Source organism: Escherichia sp. MOD1-EC5189, assembly GCF_002966045.1.
In the GTDB taxonomy this organism is placed as follows: Bacteria; Pseudomonadota; Gammaproteobacteria; order Enterobacterales; family Enterobacteriaceae; genus Escherichia; species Escherichia coli_F.
The window spans coordinates 123,491-138,105 of the sequence record NZ_PTRX01000009.1; the positions used below are offsets into that span (position 1 = coordinate 123,491).

General features: G+C 52.4%; 16 protein-coding genes. 7 read left to right on the forward strand and 9 right to left on the reverse strand.

What is annotated here, in order from left to right; translation table 11 throughout:
• Positions 1 to 37: 37 nt before the first annotated feature.
• On the reverse strand, positions 38 to 1,147 hold the full coding sequence (livK, locus tag ATB02_RS10480; protein ID WP_001353622.1) for a high-affinity branched-chain amino acid ABC transporter substrate-binding protein LivK: 1,110 nt from the start codon (positions 1,145 to 1,147) through the stop codon (positions 38 to 40).
• Positions 1,148 to 1,570: 423 nt separating this feature from the next.
• On the opposite strand from livK, the gene panM reads away from it, so the two are divergent.
• Positions 1,571 to 1,954, forward strand: a complete 384-nt coding sequence (gene panM / locus ATB02_RS10485; RefSeq protein ID WP_000778764.1) for an aspartate 1-decarboxylase autocleavage activator PanM — start codon at positions 1,571 to 1,573, stop codon at positions 1,952 to 1,954.
• Between the two features lie 200 nt (positions 1,955 to 2,154).
• Here panM and livJ read toward each other — a convergent pair whose 3' ends face one another.
• The 5 genes from livJ to ftsY all read right to left on the reverse strand — a co-directional run bounded on the left by livJ (position 2,155) and on the right by ftsY (position 7,889).
• Positions 2,155 to 3,258, reverse strand: a complete 1,104-nt coding sequence (gene livJ, locus ATB02_RS10490; protein ID WP_001021996.1) for a branched chain amino acid ABC transporter substrate-binding protein LivJ — start codon at positions 3,256 to 3,258, stop codon at positions 2,155 to 2,157.
• A gap of 271 nt (positions 3,259 to 3,529) precedes the next feature.
• On the reverse strand, positions 3,530 to 4,384 hold the full coding sequence (rpoH, locus tag ATB02_RS10495; RefSeq protein WP_000130217.1) for an RNA polymerase sigma factor RpoH: 855 nt from the start codon (positions 4,382 to 4,384) through the stop codon (positions 3,530 to 3,532).
• A 244-nt stretch (positions 4,385 to 4,628) separates the two neighbouring features.
• Positions 4,629 to 5,687 carry a permease-like cell division protein FtsX gene (gene ftsX, locus ATB02_RS10500; RefSeq protein WP_001042003.1) on the reverse strand — a complete coding sequence of 353 codons (1,059 nt, stop codon included), beginning with the start codon at positions 5,685 to 5,687 and terminating at the stop codon, positions 4,629 to 4,631.
• Positions 5,680 to 6,348, reverse strand: coding sequence for a cell division ATP-binding protein FtsE (ftsE, locus tag ATB02_RS10505; RefSeq protein ID WP_000617723.1), 669 nt, complete (start codon positions 6,346 to 6,348; stop codon positions 5,680 to 5,682). Before ftsE ends, ftsX begins: the two co-directional genes overlap by 8 nt.
• 2 nt (positions 6,349 to 6,350) lie before the next feature.
• Positions 6,351 to 7,889, reverse strand: coding sequence for a signal recognition particle-docking protein FtsY (gene ftsY, locus ATB02_RS10510; RefSeq protein WP_001040621.1), 1,539 nt, complete (start codon positions 7,887 to 7,889; stop codon positions 6,351 to 6,353).
• 149 nt (positions 7,890 to 8,038) lie between these two features.
• On the opposite strand from ftsY, the gene rsmD reads away from it, so the two are divergent.
• On the forward strand, positions 8,039 to 8,635 hold the full coding sequence (rsmD, locus tag ATB02_RS10515) for a 16S rRNA (guanine(966)-N(2))-methyltransferase (protein ID WP_000743193.1): 597 nt from the start codon (positions 8,039 to 8,041) through the stop codon (positions 8,633 to 8,635).
• Positions 8,625 to 8,894 carry a DUF1145 family protein gene (locus ATB02_RS10520; RefSeq protein WP_032185343.1) on the forward strand — a complete coding sequence of 90 codons (270 nt, stop codon included), beginning with the start codon at positions 8,625 to 8,627 and terminating at the stop codon, positions 8,892 to 8,894. Before rsmD ends, ATB02_RS10520 begins: the two co-directional genes overlap by 11 nt.
• A gap of 2 nt (positions 8,895 to 8,896) precedes the next feature.
• Here the strand turns inward: ATB02_RS10520 and ATB02_RS10525 are convergent, their stop codons facing one another.
• Positions 8,897 to 9,256, reverse strand: coding sequence for a DUF2500 domain-containing protein (locus ATB02_RS10525; RefSeq protein WP_000042886.1), 360 nt, complete (start codon positions 9,254 to 9,256; stop codon positions 8,897 to 8,899).
• 140 nt (positions 9,257 to 9,396) lie between these two features.
• Here ATB02_RS10525 and ATB02_RS10530 point away from each other — a divergent pair, with 140 nt between their 5' ends.
• Together ATB02_RS10530 and zntA are read left to right on the forward strand one after the other, a co-directional pair.
• Positions 9,397 to 10,023 (forward strand): lysoplasmalogenase, encoded by a 627-nt coding sequence (locus ATB02_RS10530; RefSeq protein WP_000964718.1) that lies wholly within the window; start codon positions 9,397 to 9,399, stop codon positions 10,021 to 10,023.
• A 73-nt stretch (positions 10,024 to 10,096) separates the two neighbouring features.
• Positions 10,097 to 12,295, forward strand: a complete 2,199-nt coding sequence (gene zntA / locus ATB02_RS10535) for a Zn(II)/Cd(II)/Pb(II) translocating P-type ATPase ZntA (protein ID WP_105271533.1) — start codon at positions 10,097 to 10,099, stop codon at positions 12,293 to 12,295.
• A gap of 32 nt (positions 12,296 to 12,327) precedes the next feature.
• Here the strand turns inward: zntA and ATB02_RS10540 are convergent, their stop codons facing one another.
• Positions 12,328 to 12,636 carry a hypothetical protein gene (locus ATB02_RS10540; RefSeq protein WP_000385055.1) on the reverse strand — a complete coding sequence of 103 codons (309 nt, stop codon included), beginning with the start codon at positions 12,634 to 12,636 and terminating at the stop codon, positions 12,328 to 12,330.
• 214 nt (positions 12,637 to 12,850) lie between these two features.
• Positions 12,851 to 13,096, reverse strand: a complete 246-nt coding sequence (gene tusA / locus ATB02_RS10545) for a sulfurtransferase TusA (protein WP_000130623.1) — start codon at positions 13,094 to 13,096, stop codon at positions 12,851 to 12,853.
• 220 nt (positions 13,097 to 13,316) lie between these two features.
• On the opposite strand from tusA, the gene ATB02_RS10550 reads away from it, so the two are divergent.
• Positions 13,317 to 13,982 carry a 7-cyano-7-deazaguanine/7-aminomethyl-7-deazaguanine transporter gene (locus tag ATB02_RS10550; protein ID WP_001100467.1) on the forward strand — a complete coding sequence of 222 codons (666 nt, stop codon included), beginning with the start codon at positions 13,317 to 13,319 and terminating at the stop codon, positions 13,980 to 13,982.
• 72 nt (positions 13,983 to 14,054) lie between these two features.
• Positions 14,055 to 14,612 (forward strand): phage sensitivity protein DcrB, encoded by a 558-nt coding sequence (gene dcrB / locus ATB02_RS10555; protein ID WP_001245295.1) that lies wholly within the window; start codon positions 14,055 to 14,057, stop codon positions 14,610 to 14,612.
• The last annotated feature ends 3 nt before the right edge of the window (positions 14,613 to 14,615 follow it).

The following is a 14,615-nucleotide window of genomic DNA, read 5'->3' on the forward strand; positions in this document are numbered from 1 at the left end:
TTCTAAAACCGCCCGCATTTCACGGGCGGTGGGATGATCACTTGGCTGCCGTCGATGAACCGTCGGCGTGCCACTGGAAGACACCAAAATCAAATCCCTTAAGATCGCCTTTTTCATCCCAGTTCAGCGGCCCAATCACGGTGTTTGCACCGTTAGCTTTTAAATCTTTCACCAGCGCCAGCGGCTCATCGCTGCCGGTACGCTCAAGGGCAGTCGCCAGAGATTGCACCGCCGCGTAGGTGATCCAGACATATGGCCCGGACGGATCTTTCTTGTCTGCTTTCAGCGCATCAACGATGCCTTTGTTTGCCGGGTCCTGGTCATAGCGTTTTGGCATAGTGACCAACATACCTTCGGCGGCATCACCAGCAATGTTCGACAGCGACGCATTACCCACCCCTTCCGGCCCCATAAACTGAGTTTTCAGGCCAACGGAACGGGCCTGGCGCAGCATCTGCCCCATTTCCGGGTAGTAACCTCCGTAGTAAACGAAGTCGATGTTTTCTTTTTTCAGGCGGGCGATCAGCGCGGAGAAATCTTTCTCACCAGCGGTAATACCGTCGAAGAAGACGACGTTGGCATTGGCTGCTTTCAATCCGTCCTGCACCGAACGCGCCAGCCCTTCGCCATACTGTTGTTTGTCGTGAATGATGGCGATGCGCTGGGGCTTCACCGTCTCAAGAATGTATTTTGCCGCTGTTGGCCCCTGGGAAGAGTCCAGCCCGGCAGTACGCATGATGTGTTGATAACCGCGTTGAGTCAGCTCCGGGTTGGTCGCCCCCGGCGAGATCATCAAAATACCTTCATCTTCGTAGATATCTGATGCAGGTTGGGTAGAAGAAGAACACAGATGACCAATAACGTATTTAATGCCGTCGTTAACGATTTTGTTGGCGACCGCAACGGCTTGTTTCGGGTCGCAGGCGTCGTCATATTCCACGCCCACCAGCTTATCGCCTTTAATTCCCCCTTTGGCATTAATGTCTTTAATCGCCTGACGCGCGCCGTTAAATTCCATATCGCCCCACTGGGCAATCGGACCGGACATCGCGCCGACAACGGCAACTTTAATATCGTCGGCCATAGCGGTGTGTGAAATTGTCAGTGCAATCATCCCTGCGATGATAGTTTTCGCATTCCGTTTCATAGTCAAAAATCCCCATTCGTGATGTTGTGTTGCTTTGTTTTTATGTGTTAACAAATCAGACTGTACTTTTTTTATACTGCACTGTTTTTGCCTGTCTGATTAAGGGGTTAGCGCAGTATTTTGTGATAATAGCGATTAAAATCCCTATTTTTCAGTCGATTAAGAACAGATAATATTCTGAATTTATTGATAGATAAACAGAAAAAAGCGCCGTTGTCAGCATAAAATAACGGTACAAAGGGCGGAATAATTCACTACCATTCAGGGGATTATGCTGGACATTTTTCATTCTCTAATGTTTTTAATTTGTAATTATTGCTGTTAAAAAATTAATCACCTGCCAAAAGAAATAAAAAAGAGAAAGCCTCCGATTAAATTATTTCGCTACACTGGTTCCACTTTTGTGATTTACACGGGTTCCCCATGAAGCTGACCATCATTCGATTAGAACACTTTAGCGACCAGGACCGGATTGATCTGCAAAAGATCTGGCCGGAGTACTCCCCTTCCTCTTTACAGGTTGACGATAACCACCGCATCTACGCCGCGCGTTTTAACGAGCGCCTGCTCGCGGCCGTGCGGGTAACCTTAAACGGCACCGAGGGGGCACTGGATTCCCTGCGCGTGCGGGAAGTCACCCGCCGTCGCGGTGTGGGGCAATATCTGCTGGAAGAGGTTTTGCGTAACAATCCTGGCGTTTCAGGCTGGTGGATGGCGGATGCAGGCGTGGAAGATCGCGGCGTGATGACGGCGTTTATGCAGGCGCTGGGGTTTACGGCACAACAGGGCGGCTGGGAGAAGCGTTAATCGTCAAGTTTGATTTCAAAAGTGATGACCAACGAGAAATTGCCTGATGCGCTACGCTTATCAGGCCTACAATGTGTGCTGCAATTTACTGATTTCTTTGGATCTTGTAGGCCGGATAAGGCGTTTACGCCGCATCCGGCATGAAGCATGCGTACTCGATATTAGCAATTTGGCGGCAACCCAAAGTTGCCGATTAATGATTACTTCGCATCGGTCGCCGTGCCGTTGGCGTGCCAGTCAAATACGCCGAACTCAAAGCCTTTCAGATCGCCTTTCTCATCCCAGGTCAGCGGCCCCATCACGGTATCCACGGAGTTCGCTTTCAGGTATTTGGCGATTTCAGCCGGATCGTCAGACTGATTCAGGCCCGCCTGCAAAGATTGCAGCGCGGCGTAGGTGGTCCAGACGAACGCGCCGCTTGGGTCCTGTTTTTTCGCTTTGATCGCGTCAACAATTGGTTTGTTCGCCGGAACCTGATCGTAGTTCTTCGGCTTGGTTACCAGCAACCCTTCCGCTGATTCGCCCGCAATGTTAGACAGCGAGACGTTAGCCACGCCTTCCGGCCCCATAAACTGGGTTTTCAACCCTGCCGCGCGTGCCTGACGCAGGATCTGCCCCATTTCCGGGTGGTAACCACCGTAGTAAACGAAGTCGATATTCTCTTTCTTCAAACGCGCCACCAGCGTTGAGAAATCTTTTTCCCCGGCGGTGATGCCATCAAAGAACACCACGTTAGCATTGCCTTTCTTCAGGCCGTCCTGCACCGCTCGCGCCAGACCTTCGCCGTATTGCTGTTTGTCGTGAACGATAGCAATACGCTGCGGTTTCACTTTCTCAAGAATATATTTCGCCGCCGTCGGCCCCTGGTCGGAATCCAGGCCGGTGGTGCGCAGGATCAGCTGATAGCCACGGGCGGTCAGCTCTGGTGCGGTTGCTGCTGGGGTGATCATTAAAATGCCTTCGTCTTCATAAATGTCAGACGCTGGCTGCGTTGATGAAGAGCAGAGGTGACCAATGACATATTTAATGCCGTCGTTAACGACTTTGTTCGCCACCGCAACCGCCTGTTTCGGGTCACAGGCATCGTCATATTTTACGATTTGCAGTTTATTGCCTTTGATACCACCTTTAGCATTGATATCCGCAACCGCCTGCTCTGCGCCAGTAAACTCCTGGTCACCGTACTGGGCCACCGGACCGGACATTGCGCCCACGACCGCGACTTTAATATCTTCTGCCAGAGCCATATTGCTGAATGCCAGCGCGATACATCCTGCCAGTAACGCTTTACCCTTTATATTCATCCTGAGAATCCCCATTCATCTGGTTATTACGTGTGTTGTGATGTTGTTGTTCAGCACTTTATTTCGTTTTATGCATGACTACTCGTGCTTTAGCAGCATACTCTGCTAAAACATACCCGATTTTTATGATATTGGAATAGCTATTTTGACAGTTTATTAACAATCTGCGTGGAGATTGGCGTTTTGCCGGAGGGGGTCATTGATTATTGCAGAGGCCCAAAAAATAAAAACCCCGGACTCTCATCCAGGGTTCTCTGCTTAACAGCGGTAATTACGCTTCAATAGCAGCGCGAAGTTTTTTCATCGCGTTCTTTTCCAGCTGGCGCACACGCTCAGCGGAAACACCGTAACGGTCAGCCAGTTCCTGCAACGTGGACTTGTTGTCTTCGTCCAACCAGCGTGCGCGGATAATGTCCTGGCTACGCTCATCCAGGCCCTGCATCGCGTCGGTCAGACGGTTTGCCGCCTGCTCTTCCCAGTTATCATCTTCAATGCCGTCGGCAAAGTTGGACGATTTATCCTGCAGATAGAGCACCGGAGCCATCGGCTGGCTGTCGGAATCGTCATCGGAAGACAGGTCAAAGGTCATGTCCTGTGCCGCCATACGCGATTCCATCTCACGTACGTCTTTGCTGGTTACGCCCAGTTCACGGGCCACCATTTCGACTTCATCCTGATTAAACCAGCCCAGACGCTGCTTGGTTTTACGCAGGTTGAAGAACAATTTGCGCTGCGCTTTGGTGGTCGCAACTTTGACGATACGCCAGTTGCGCAGAACGTATTCGTGGATCTCTGCTTTGATCCAGTGAACGGCGAAGGAGACCAGGCGCACACCCACTTCCGGGTTAAAACGGCGCACTGCTTTCATCAGGCCGATGTTACCTTCCTGAATCAAATCCGCCTGTGGCAGGCCATAGCCCGCATAATTACGAGCAATATGAACAACAAACCGCAGGTGAGACAGGATCAGCGTTTTTGCTGCTTCCAGATCGCCATGGTAATGCAGCTTTTCAGCCAGCGCCCGCTCCTCGTCAGCCGACAACATCGGCCACGCGTTAGCTGCCCGGATGTAGGAATCCAGGTTGCCAACTGGGGCTAAAGCTAAACTTTGCATTTTGTCAGTCATTCAAATCCTCTCAATCGATATCTTCTGGCGCTTCAGTGGTAGCAACAACTGTGCCAGAGCTTAAGAGCAACGAGGTTATCATTCACTGTTTTATCAGACCGTGATTTTATCCACAAGTTCAATGCAGCGCTGTGAATAAATTACGCACAAAATGTGACATAGAGATGAAATACCGGGAAGAGACAACGGGGTCTCTTTCCCTGCTACGGAACCCATTGCAGGGAAAGAGTATAACACGCTTTTATTATTCAGGCGTAAAGTGGCGTAAATGTTGTACCGTGGCAAGCCAGGCTGCCACCCAGCCAATCATCGAGCATACCAGCAGCAATAGCAGGCATTCATCAAAAGATAAGCCATTGATATCAAACTTCGTTCCGAAAACCTGTGCCACTTCCGCAACCGCCGAAGACAAACGCAGTACCAGAATTTCCGACAAAATTAATGACAGCAATGCGCCAGAAAATCCCAGCAATGCGCCACCGTACAGGAATGGGCGCAGGATGAAACCATCTGTCGCACCAATCAGTTTCTGTACGTTAATGGAGTCACGGCGAGCAAAGATGCTCAGACGCACACTGTTACCGATGACGAGGAACACTGCCGCCACCATCAATACGCCGATCATTGCCGAAACGCGCCCGACCAGCCCGGTCAACGCCGCCAGACGGGCAAACCAGCTGTCATCCATTCGCACTTCGTCAATGCCGTTGATCTGGGTGATACGATCGCGCAAGGTATTCAGTGACTCGGTCCCCTGAAAATCGAGTTTCGGGATTACCACCGCCACTGCCGGAAGCGGGTTTTCTTCCAGCATATCCAGCGCACCACCAAAACCAGACCAGTTACGGAACTCGCCCAGTGCGTCTTCACGAGAAAGATAGTTTACTTTCTCTACGCCTTGCTCGGCCTGCAACTGTGCCACCACACCCGCAGCGGCGTCATCATCCAGCGTTTTTTGCAAATAAACAGTGATTTGCGGTGACGGATAATACTGCGTCGCCGCCTGGTTAACGTTTTTGTACACCATATAACAGACGCTGGGCAGCGTCAGGGAGATGGCGATAACCATCACCGTTAAAAACGTGGCGAACGGTTTACTTTTCAGATCCTGCAATGCGCCGTGGAAGGCATAGCGCACCTGTTCGTTGAAAACGTTGGTTTTGCGATTTACCGGTTTTGGCGAGGATTTCGCCCGTTTTGGCGCGTTACGACCGCCGTCGCCAGAGCCGCCGACCGATTTACGGAAGCGATCCAGACGCCCGCCAAACTGCCGGATATGATTGATTGCATCGCGCTTATTCATGGCCCACGCCTCCATGCAAGTGACCATCGCTCAGGGTGAGCATGCGATAGGAACGCCGCGAAATCAGGTTGATGTCGTGCGTTGCCATCAATACGGTTACCCCAACGCGGTTAAATTCTTCAAACAGACGTAGAATTCCTTCTGACAACGCGTCGTCAAGGTTACCGGTCGGTTCATCCGCCAGCAGTACCGCGGGCTTGTTCACCACCGCGCGGGCAATGCCAACACGCTGTTGTTCACCGCCGGAAAGCTGAATAGGGAAGTTCTTCGCTTTGTCCAGTAGCCCGACTTTATCCAGCGCCGCCGATACACGACGACGAATATCGTCACCGCTGGCACCGGCGATAATCAGCGGGATCGCCACGTTATCGTAGACAGTACGGTCCATCAGTAGATGGTGATCCTGGAAAATCATGCCAATCTGGCGGCGCAGAAACGGAACTTCACGGTTTTTCAGACGCGTGATGTCATGGCCGCTAAACCAGATTTTCCCGGCGCTGGGCCGCTCAATCCCACAGATCAGCTTCAGGAGGGTACTTTTCCCTGCGCCGGAATGACCGGTCAGAAACGCCATCTCACCCGGCTGCATATGGAACGTAACGCCCTGCAGCGCCTGTCTCCCACCGAGATAAGCCTTGCTGACATGTTCAAAGCGAATCATTGTTAATCCTCTCGGGCAAAAAGTGCCTCTATAAAGTCGTCCGCCTTAAACGGACGCAAATCCTCAATACGTTCGCCGACACCAATGTAGCGGATAGGGATACCAAACTGGTCAGCCACCGAGAAAATTACCCCGCCTTTCGCCGTGCCGTCCAGTTTCGTTAGCGTGATGCCGGTTAAGCCAACGGCTTCGTGGAACAGTTTGGCCTGGCTTACTGCATTCTGCCCGGTACTGGCGTCGATAGTCAGCATAACTTCATGCGGAGCTTCAACGTCGAGTTTCTTCATCACGCGGACGATTTTCTTCAACTCTTCCATCAAGTGCGATTTGTTCTGCAGGCGTCCGGCGGTATCGGCAATCAGAACGTCGATGTTACGCGCTTTAGCGGCCTGAATGGCGTCGAAGATAACAGAAGCAGAATCCGCACCGGTATGCTGGGCAATCACCGGAATATTATTACGCTGCCCCCAGACCTGAAGCTGTTCAACCGCTGCTGCACGGAAAGTATCGCCCGCCGCCAGCATCACTGATTTACCCTGCTGCTCAAACTGACGCGCCAGCTTACCGATCGTCGTGGTTTTACCCACACCGTTGACGCCCACCATCAGGATCACGAACGGCGTTTTACCTTCAACGTTCAGCGGTTCATCGACTTTCGCCAGAATCTCACCCATCTCTTCTTTCAGTAGGCCATAGAGCGCCTCGGCATCACGAAGCTGCTTGCGGGTCGCACCTTCTGTCAGATTGGTGATAATTTTACGCGTGGTTTCCACGCCCACATCGGCGATGAGCAATTGCTCTTCCAATTCTTCAAACAGATCATCGTCGATTTTTTTACCGCGGAACAGGCTGATAAATCCGGAACCGAGGTTTTCTTTGGTTTTTAACAGGCTGCGTTTCAGGCGCGCGAAGAAACCTTCTTTGGTCGGTTTTTCCTGCTCCTGAGCGATTTCTTCCACCGGCTGCTCTTCTTCTGCCGGAGGAACCACCATCACCGCCTCTTCTGCCGCTTCGGCAGCCAGCGCCTGTGCTTCCAGCTCTTCGTCGGTGATTTCGTCTTTAGCCGCTTCTTCTTCCGCCGCTTCGACAATCTCTACGGTTTCCGCTTCGGCCTGCCACTCTTCTGGCGAAACCTCTTCGGCTTTGACGTCTTCCGGCAACGGCAGCTCTTCACGCTCGATAGCCACAGGCTCTGGCGTAACTTCAGGTTCAATGACTGACGCTGGCGTTTCTTCAACTATCGTTTCCGGCTCAGTAATAACTTCCGGTTCAGCAACAGCTTCAGGCTGCGCTTTTTCACTTTCAGCAACCTGTTCAGTAACTTCCACAACGTCGGCAGCAAAAGTTTCCGCCTCGGCTTCAGTATGCGCCTGCGGCTGCTCTTCAACGGCTTGTTCAGAAGCCTTCGCAGGCTCTTGCGCCGGAACGATTTCTTCTACAACCGGTTGTTCGTTCTGGACTTCTGTCTCTTTTTCCGGGGTCTGCTCTTTTTGACCAAAGCCCAGCCAGGAAAAAAAGCCACGTTTTTTTTCTTTCGCCATTTGCGACTACACTCCTCGCTGTTGCTTCATGGCACAGCGTTAACGCTATGTACATAGCAGCTAAAAAAATGATGAAATAGTCTATCACTTAACTTAATTCACATCACCGCCTGCAAGTATGTGTTATCTGGCGGATTGAGCAATTTATCATGAAAAAACCGAATCATTCCGGCAGCGGCCAAATCCGCATTATTGGCGGGCAGTGGCGAGGCCGTAAACTCCCGGTTCCTGATAGCCCAGGCCTACGCCCCACCACCGACCGCGTACGCGAAACGTTGTTTAACTGGCTGGCTCCGGTCATTGTTGATGCCCAATGTCTGGATTGCTTCGCCGGGAGCGGCGCGCTGGGGCTGGAAGCGTTATCGCGCTACGCTGCGGGGGCCACGTTGATTGAGATGGATCGCGCGGTTTCTCAACAGTTAATTAAGAATCTGGCGACACTAAAAGCAGGTAATGCACGCGTGGTGAACAGCAACGCGATGTCATTCCTGGCGCAAAAAGGCACACCGCATAATATCGTTTTTGTCGATCCACCGTTCCGCCGTGGCTTGTTAGAAGAGACGATAAATTTACTGGAAGATAACGGCTGGCTGGCTGACGAAGCCCTGATTTATGTCGAAAGCGAAGTCGAAAACGGGCTCCCCACCGTTCCGGCGAACTGGTCATTACATCGGGAAAAAGTGGCAGGTCAGGTGGCTTACCGCCTGTATCAACGCGAAGCACAAGGAGAAAGTGATGCTGATTAATATTGGTCGTGTGTTAATGCTCTGTGTTTGGGGATTTTTAATCCTCAACCTGGTGCATCCCTTCCCGCGTCCGCTGAATATTTTCGTTAACGTGGCGCTGATTTTCACCGTGCTGATGCATGGTATGCAGCTGGCGCTGTTGAAATCCACTTTACCGAAAGATGGCCCGCAGATGACCACCGCCGAAAAGGTGCGCATTTTCCTTTTCGGCGTATTTGAACTGCTGGTCTGGCAGAAGAAATTTAACGTTAAAAAATAACCTTATTGTTCGCCAACAAAGCTGACAAAGCGCGTTCCTTTATAGCTCAGCGTACCTTTATCGCCCACTGTCAGGGCATGGTACTGCTGGGCATCGAGGCGAAAGGTCTGTTCCATTCCTCCGCTTTGCGGTTTGAAGCTTGCCTCATAGCGCATACTGGTGCCTGCCGGAGTTACTTCCTGCTGGCGCGAACGGCGATCGTTAATCGGTTTTTCCCGCTTATTGCTCACCACCACCAACTTTTGCTGGAGCGGTGCCATATCATTATCAGCTTTTTCCCGTCGCTGTTGCATAAAACGAAACGATGCGGCGACGATAATTAAGCCAATGATAACAATAAAGAAAAGAGGTGGTTTGCTCATCTTTATCCCTCATCGGAAAATGCGGAAATAAGCATACCCTGCCAGTTATGGTGTTGTCATCCGTCCACCCTCGCCACTAAACTGGAAGCAAGACCGTAGGCATTCCGCTTACGAAAAAATAACGAATTCAAGGAACTAAGATGCTTTGGTCGTTTATCGCAGTCTGTCTTTCCGCATGGCTATCTGTGGATGCTTCGTATCGTGGGCCAACCTGGCAACGCTGGGTATTTAAACCATTAACCCTTCTTCTCCTGCTGTTGCTGGCCTGGCAAGCGCCGATGTTCGACGCCATTAGCTATCTGGTGCTGGCGGGGCTGTGCGCCTCACTGCTAGGCGATGCGCTAACCCTGTTGCCACGTCAACGTCTGATGTACGCCATCGGCGCGTTTTTCCTCTCGCACCTGCTTTACACCATCTATTTCGCCAGTCAGATGACGCTCTCTTTCTTCTGGCCTCTGCCACTGGTATTGCTGGTTCTGGGCGCGCTGTTACTGGCGATTATCTGGACGCGTCTGGAAGAGTATCGTTGGCCTATCTGCACGTTTATCGGCATGACGCTGGTGATGGTATGGCTGGCAGGTGAACTGTGGTTCTTCCGTCCAACCGCTCCGGCGCTCTCTGCGTTTGTCGGCGCTTCGTTGCTGTTTATAAGTAACTTTGTCTGGCTGGGTAGTCACTATCGCCGACGCTTCCGTGCGGACAACGCGATTGCTGCGGCCTGCTACTTTGCCGGACATTTCCTCATCGTCCGCTCGCTGTATCTCTGATAAAACTTGACTCTGGAGTCGACTCCAGAGTGTATCCTTCGGTTAATGAGAAAAAACTTAACCGGAGGATGCCATGTCGACTCCTGACAATCACGGCAAGAAAGCCCCTCAATTTGCCGCGTTCAAACCGCTGCCCACGGTTCAGAACGCCAACGACTGTTGCTGCGACGGCGCATGTTCCAGCACGCCAACGCTCTCTGAAAACGTCTCCGGCACCCGCTATAGCTGGAAAGTCAGCGGCATGGACTGCGCCGCCTGTGCGCGCAAGGTAGAAAATGCCGTGCGCCAGCTTGCAGGCGTGAATCAGGTGCAGGTGCTGTTCGCCACCGAAAAACTGGTGGTTGATGCCGACAATGACATCCGTGCACAAGTTGAATCAGCGGTGCAAAAAGCAGGCTACTCCCTGCGCGATGAACAGGCCGCCGAAGAACCGCAAGCATCACGCCTGAAAGAGAACCTGCCGCTGATTACGCTTATCGTGATGATGGCAATCAGCTGGGGGCTAGAGCAGTTTAATCATCCGTTCGGTCAACTGGCGTTTATCGCGACCACACTGTTTGGGCTGTACCCGATTGCGCGCCAGGCATTACGGCTGATCAAATCGGGCAGCTACTTCGCCATTGAAACGTTAATGAGCGTAGCCGCCATTGGCGCGCTGTTTATTGGCGCAACGGCAGAAGCCGCGATGGTATTGCTGCTGTTTTTGATTGGTGAACGACTGGAAGGCTGGGCCGCCAGCCGCGCGCGTCAGGGCGTTAGCGCGTTAATGGCGCTGAAACCAGAAACAGCCACGCGCCTGCGTAACGGTGAGCGTGAAGAGGTGGCGATTAACAGCCTGCGCCCTGGCGATGTGATTGAAGTCGCCGCAGGTGGACGTTTACCTGCCGACGGTAAACTGCTCTCGCCCTTTGCCAGTTTTGATGAAAGCGCCCTGACCGGCGAATCCATTCCGGTGGAGCGCGCGACGGGTGATAAAGTTCCTGCAGGCGCCACCAGCGTAGACCGTCTGGTAACGTTGGAAGTGCTGTCAGAACCGGGTGCCAGCGCCATTGACCGGATTCTGAAACTGATCGAAGAAGCCGAAGAGCGCCGCGCGCCCATTGAGCGGTTTATCGACCGTTTCAGCCGTATCTACACGCCCGCGATTATGGCCGTCGCCCTGCTGGTAACGCTGGTGCCGCCGCTGCTGTTTGCCGCCAGCTGGCAAGAGTGGATTTATAAAGGTCTGACGCTGCTGCTGATTGGCTGCCCGTGTGCGTTAGTTATCTCCACGCCTGCGGCGATAACCTCCGGGCTGGCGGCAGCGGCACGCCGCGGGGCGCTGATTAAAGGTGGCGCGGCGCTGGAACAGCTAGGTCGTGTTACCCAGGTGGCATTTGATAAAACCGGCACGCTGACCGTCGGCAAACCGCGCGTTACCGCGATTCATCCAGCAACGGGTATTAGCGAATCTGAACTGCTGTCGCTGGCAGCGGCGGTAGAACAAGGCGCGACGCATCCACTGGCGCAAGCCATCGTACGCGAAGCACAGGTTGCTGAACTCGCCATTCCCACCGCCGAATCACAGCGGGCGCTGGTCGGGTCTGGTATTGAAGCACTGATTAACGGCGAGCGCGTGTTGATATGCGCTGCCGGAAAACATCCGGCTGTTGCATTTGCTGGTTTAATTAACGAACTGGAAAGCGCCGGGCAAACGGTAGTACTGGTGGTGCGTAACGATGACGTGCTTGGCGTAATTGCATTGCAGGATACCCTGCGCGCCGACGCCGCAACTGCCATCAGCGAACTGAGCGCCCTGGGTGTCAAAGGGGTGATCCTCACTGGCGATAATCCACGCGCAGCGGCGGCAATCGCCGGTGAACTGGGGCTGGAATTTAAAGCGGGCCTATTACCAGAAGATAAAGTCAAAGCGGTGACCGAGCTGAATCAACATGCGCCTCTGGCGATGGTCGGTGACGGTATTAACGACGCGCCCGCCATGAAAGCTGCCGCCATAGGAATTGCAATGGGCAGTGGCACAGATGTGGCGCTGGAAACCGCCGACGCAGCATTAACCCATAACCACCTGCGCGGCCTGGCGCAGATGATTGAACTGGCACGCGCCACTCACGCCAACATCCGCCAGAACATCACCATTGCGCTGGGGCTGAAAGGGATCTTCCTCGTCACAACGCTGTTAGGGATGACCGGACTATGGCTGGCGGTGCTGGCAGATACGGGTGCGACGGTGCTGGTAACAGCGAATGCGTTAAGATTGTTGCGCAGGAAGTAAAAGTGTTGCCTGATAGCCTCTGGCTATCAGGCTTAGTGCTGAGGCGGGAACGGCGGCATAGTCAGGAAAGCATAATAAAGCGCTAACATCAGAATGACGGAGATAACACAGCATGCAGCAACCAGGCGGGATGCTATGGATGGCCTTTTGAACATCAACCACAGGGCATAAGCAAGCCCGACACCGTTAAGTAAAGGTAAAAAAATCATTAGCCAGAGCCAACCCCAGGCAAGTACCCCCAGCCATCCCCCCACGACGATAAAAACAGGGATCAGCCAATTGGGGGTGAAGATCGCGAGCAATCCCAGCAATGCCAGACAAACTGGAATTAAATAATCCATTTGTGCATTCCATTACGTTTGCGTGCCGGATGCGGCGTAAACGCCTTATCTGGCCTACACAGGGCATTGAACTCGTAGGCATGATAAGACGCGACAGCGTCGCATCAGGCATTGCGCACCGTATCGCCAGATGCAGCTTGAACGTTTTATCCGTCCTACAAACCGGTTGCAAGCCGCAAAATTGAGCGCGATCGGTCCGCTAGCCTGATTCACCTTACCCCGATTTGCGAATCAAATAACGATAAGGCAGTCCATCGGTCTCTTTCGCAACCAGTTCGTGTTCCATAAAGGTACAAAACCCAGGAATATCGCGTGTCGTCGCCGGATCGTCAGCAATAATCAGCAACGTTTCACCTGGCTGCATATTGCGCACAGTTTTGCGCACCATCATTACTGGTTCCGGGCAGCGCAGGCCAAGTGCGTCGAGTGTGTGGTCAGGGCTGGAAAAGAGATCGGTCATTTTCTTCTCATCACATAAAAAAACGGCGCTAGTTTACGCCCTGTGAGTCCGTAAGCAAACCAGGTTAACGATTGCGTAAAAATTAACCATTGCATTGTCAACGTAAAGCAGTATCATGCGGCGGCTCGAAAAAAGGGTCAGCACGTTATTATGTTAAGGTAACAGACGTGTCGTACGTATTGGGTTCCCTCACCCCAATGGTTAATCAAAAAGGTACAATATGAACGTTTTCTCGCAAACTCAACGCTATAAAGCGTTGTTCTGGTTATCGTTATTTCATCTGTTGGTGATCACCTCCAGTAACTATCTGGTTCAGCTTCCCGTATCCATTTTTGGTTTCCATACCACCTGGGGCGCGTTTAGCTTTCCGTTTATTTTCCTTGCTACCGACCTGACTGTGCGTATTTTTGGCGCACCGCTGGCCCGTCGTATCATCTTTGCGGTGATGATCCCGGCGTTACTGATCTCCTACGTCATCTCGTCGCTGTTCTATATGGGTTCCTGGCAGGGATTCGGCGCGCTCGCCCACTTCAACCTGTTTGTCGCCCGTATCGCCACCGCCAGTTTCATGGCCTACGCGCTGGGGCAAATCCTCGACGTGCACGTTTTTAACCGCCTGCGTCAGAGTCGTCGCTGGTGGCTGGCACCGACGGCTTCCACCCTGTTTGGTAACGTCAGCGACACGCTGGCCTTCTTCTTCATTGCCTTCTGGCGCAGCCCAGATGCCTTTATGGCTGAACACTGGATGGAAATCGCGCTGGTCGATTACTGTTTCAAAGTGTTAATCAGTATCGTTTTCTTCCTGCCAATGTATGGCGTATTACTCAATATGCTGTTGAAAAGACTGGCAGATAAATCCGAAATCAACGCTTTGCAGGCGAGTTAAAGGTTCGTTATCAGAGTTGTGATAAGATGGATGAATGAGCCGTTATGGCCGTTTATCGAAAGGAAGAAGTCAATGCGCAATCTGGTTAAATATGTCGGAATTGGCCTGCTGGTTATGGGGCTTGCGGCCTGTGATGATAAAGACACTAACGCTACGGCGCAGGGTTCGGTCGCGGAAAGTAACGCTACCGGGAATCCCGTCAACCTGCTTGATGGCAAGTTAAGTTTCTCGCTGCCAGCGGATATGACCGACCAGAGCGGTAAGCTGGGAACGCAGGCTAATAACATGCATGTCTGGTCCGACGCCACCGGGCAAAAAGCAGTCATCGTCATCATGGGCGATGATCCGAAAGAAGATCTGGCGGTGCTGGCGAAGCGCCTGGAAGATCAGCAACGTAGCCGCGATCCGCAGCTGCAAGTGGTAACCAATAAAGCCATTGAGCTGAAAGGTCACAAAATGCAGCAGTTAGACAGCATTATCTCCGCGAAAGGCCAGACGGCGTACTCTTCCGTTATTCTGGGTAACGTGGGTAATCAACTGCTGACCATGCAAATTACGCTGCCAGCTGACGATCAGCAAAAAGCACAGACCACCGCAGAAAACATCATTAATACGCTGGTTATTCAGTAAGTT

Coding starts and splice junctions, on each gene's coding strand:
- ATB02_RS10525 (WP_000042886.1), bottom strand. CDS start 9,256: ATGAGCAAACCACCTCTTTTCTTTATTGTTATCATTGGCTTAATTATC.
- rpoH (WP_000130217.1), bottom strand. CDS start 4,384: ATGACTGACAAAATGCAAAGTTTAGCTTTAGCCCCAGTTGGCAACCTG.
- ATB02_RS10520 (WP_032185343.1), top strand. CDS start 8,625: ATGCTGATTAATATTGGTCGTGTGTTAATGCTCTGTGTTTGGGGATTT.
- ATB02_RS10530 (WP_000964718.1), top strand. CDS start 9,397: ATGCTTTGGTCGTTTATCGCAGTCTGTCTTTCCGCATGGCTATCTGTG.
- ftsE (WP_000617723.1), bottom strand. CDS start 6,348: ATGATTCGCTTTGAACATGTCAGCAAGGCTTATCTCGGTGGGAGACAG.
- panM (WP_000778764.1), top strand. CDS start 1,571: ATGAAGCTGACCATCATTCGATTAGAACACTTTAGCGACCAGGACCGG.
- ftsX (WP_001042003.1), bottom strand. CDS start 5,687: ATGAATAAGCGCGATGCAATCAATCATATCCGGCAGTTTGGCGGGCGT.
- zntA (WP_105271533.1), top strand. CDS start 10,097: ATGTCGACTCCTGACAATCACGGCAAGAAAGCCCCTCAATTTGCCGCG.
- dcrB (WP_001245295.1), top strand. CDS start 14,055: ATGCGCAATCTGGTTAAATATGTCGGAATTGGCCTGCTGGTTATGGGG.
- ATB02_RS10540 (WP_000385055.1), bottom strand. CDS start 12,636: ATGGATTATTTAATTCCAGTTTGTCTGGCATTGCTGGGATTGCTCGCG.
- ATB02_RS10550 (WP_001100467.1), top strand. CDS start 13,317: ATGAACGTTTTCTCGCAAACTCAACGCTATAAAGCGTTGTTCTGGTTA.
- ftsY (WP_001040621.1), bottom strand. CDS start 7,889: ATGGCGAAAGAAAAAAAACGTGGCTTTTTTTCCTGGCTGGGCTTTGGT.
- livK (WP_001353622.1), bottom strand. CDS start 1,147: ATGAAACGGAATGCGAAAACTATCATCGCAGGGATGATTGCACTGACA.
- rsmD (WP_000743193.1), top strand. CDS start 8,039: ATGAAAAAACCGAATCATTCCGGCAGCGGCCAAATCCGCATTATTGGC.
- livJ (WP_001021996.1), bottom strand. CDS start 3,258: ATGAATATAAAGGGTAAAGCGTTACTGGCAGGATGTATCGCGCTGGCA.
- tusA (WP_000130623.1), bottom strand. CDS start 13,096: ATGACCGATCTCTTTTCCAGCCCTGACCACACACTCGACGCACTTGGC.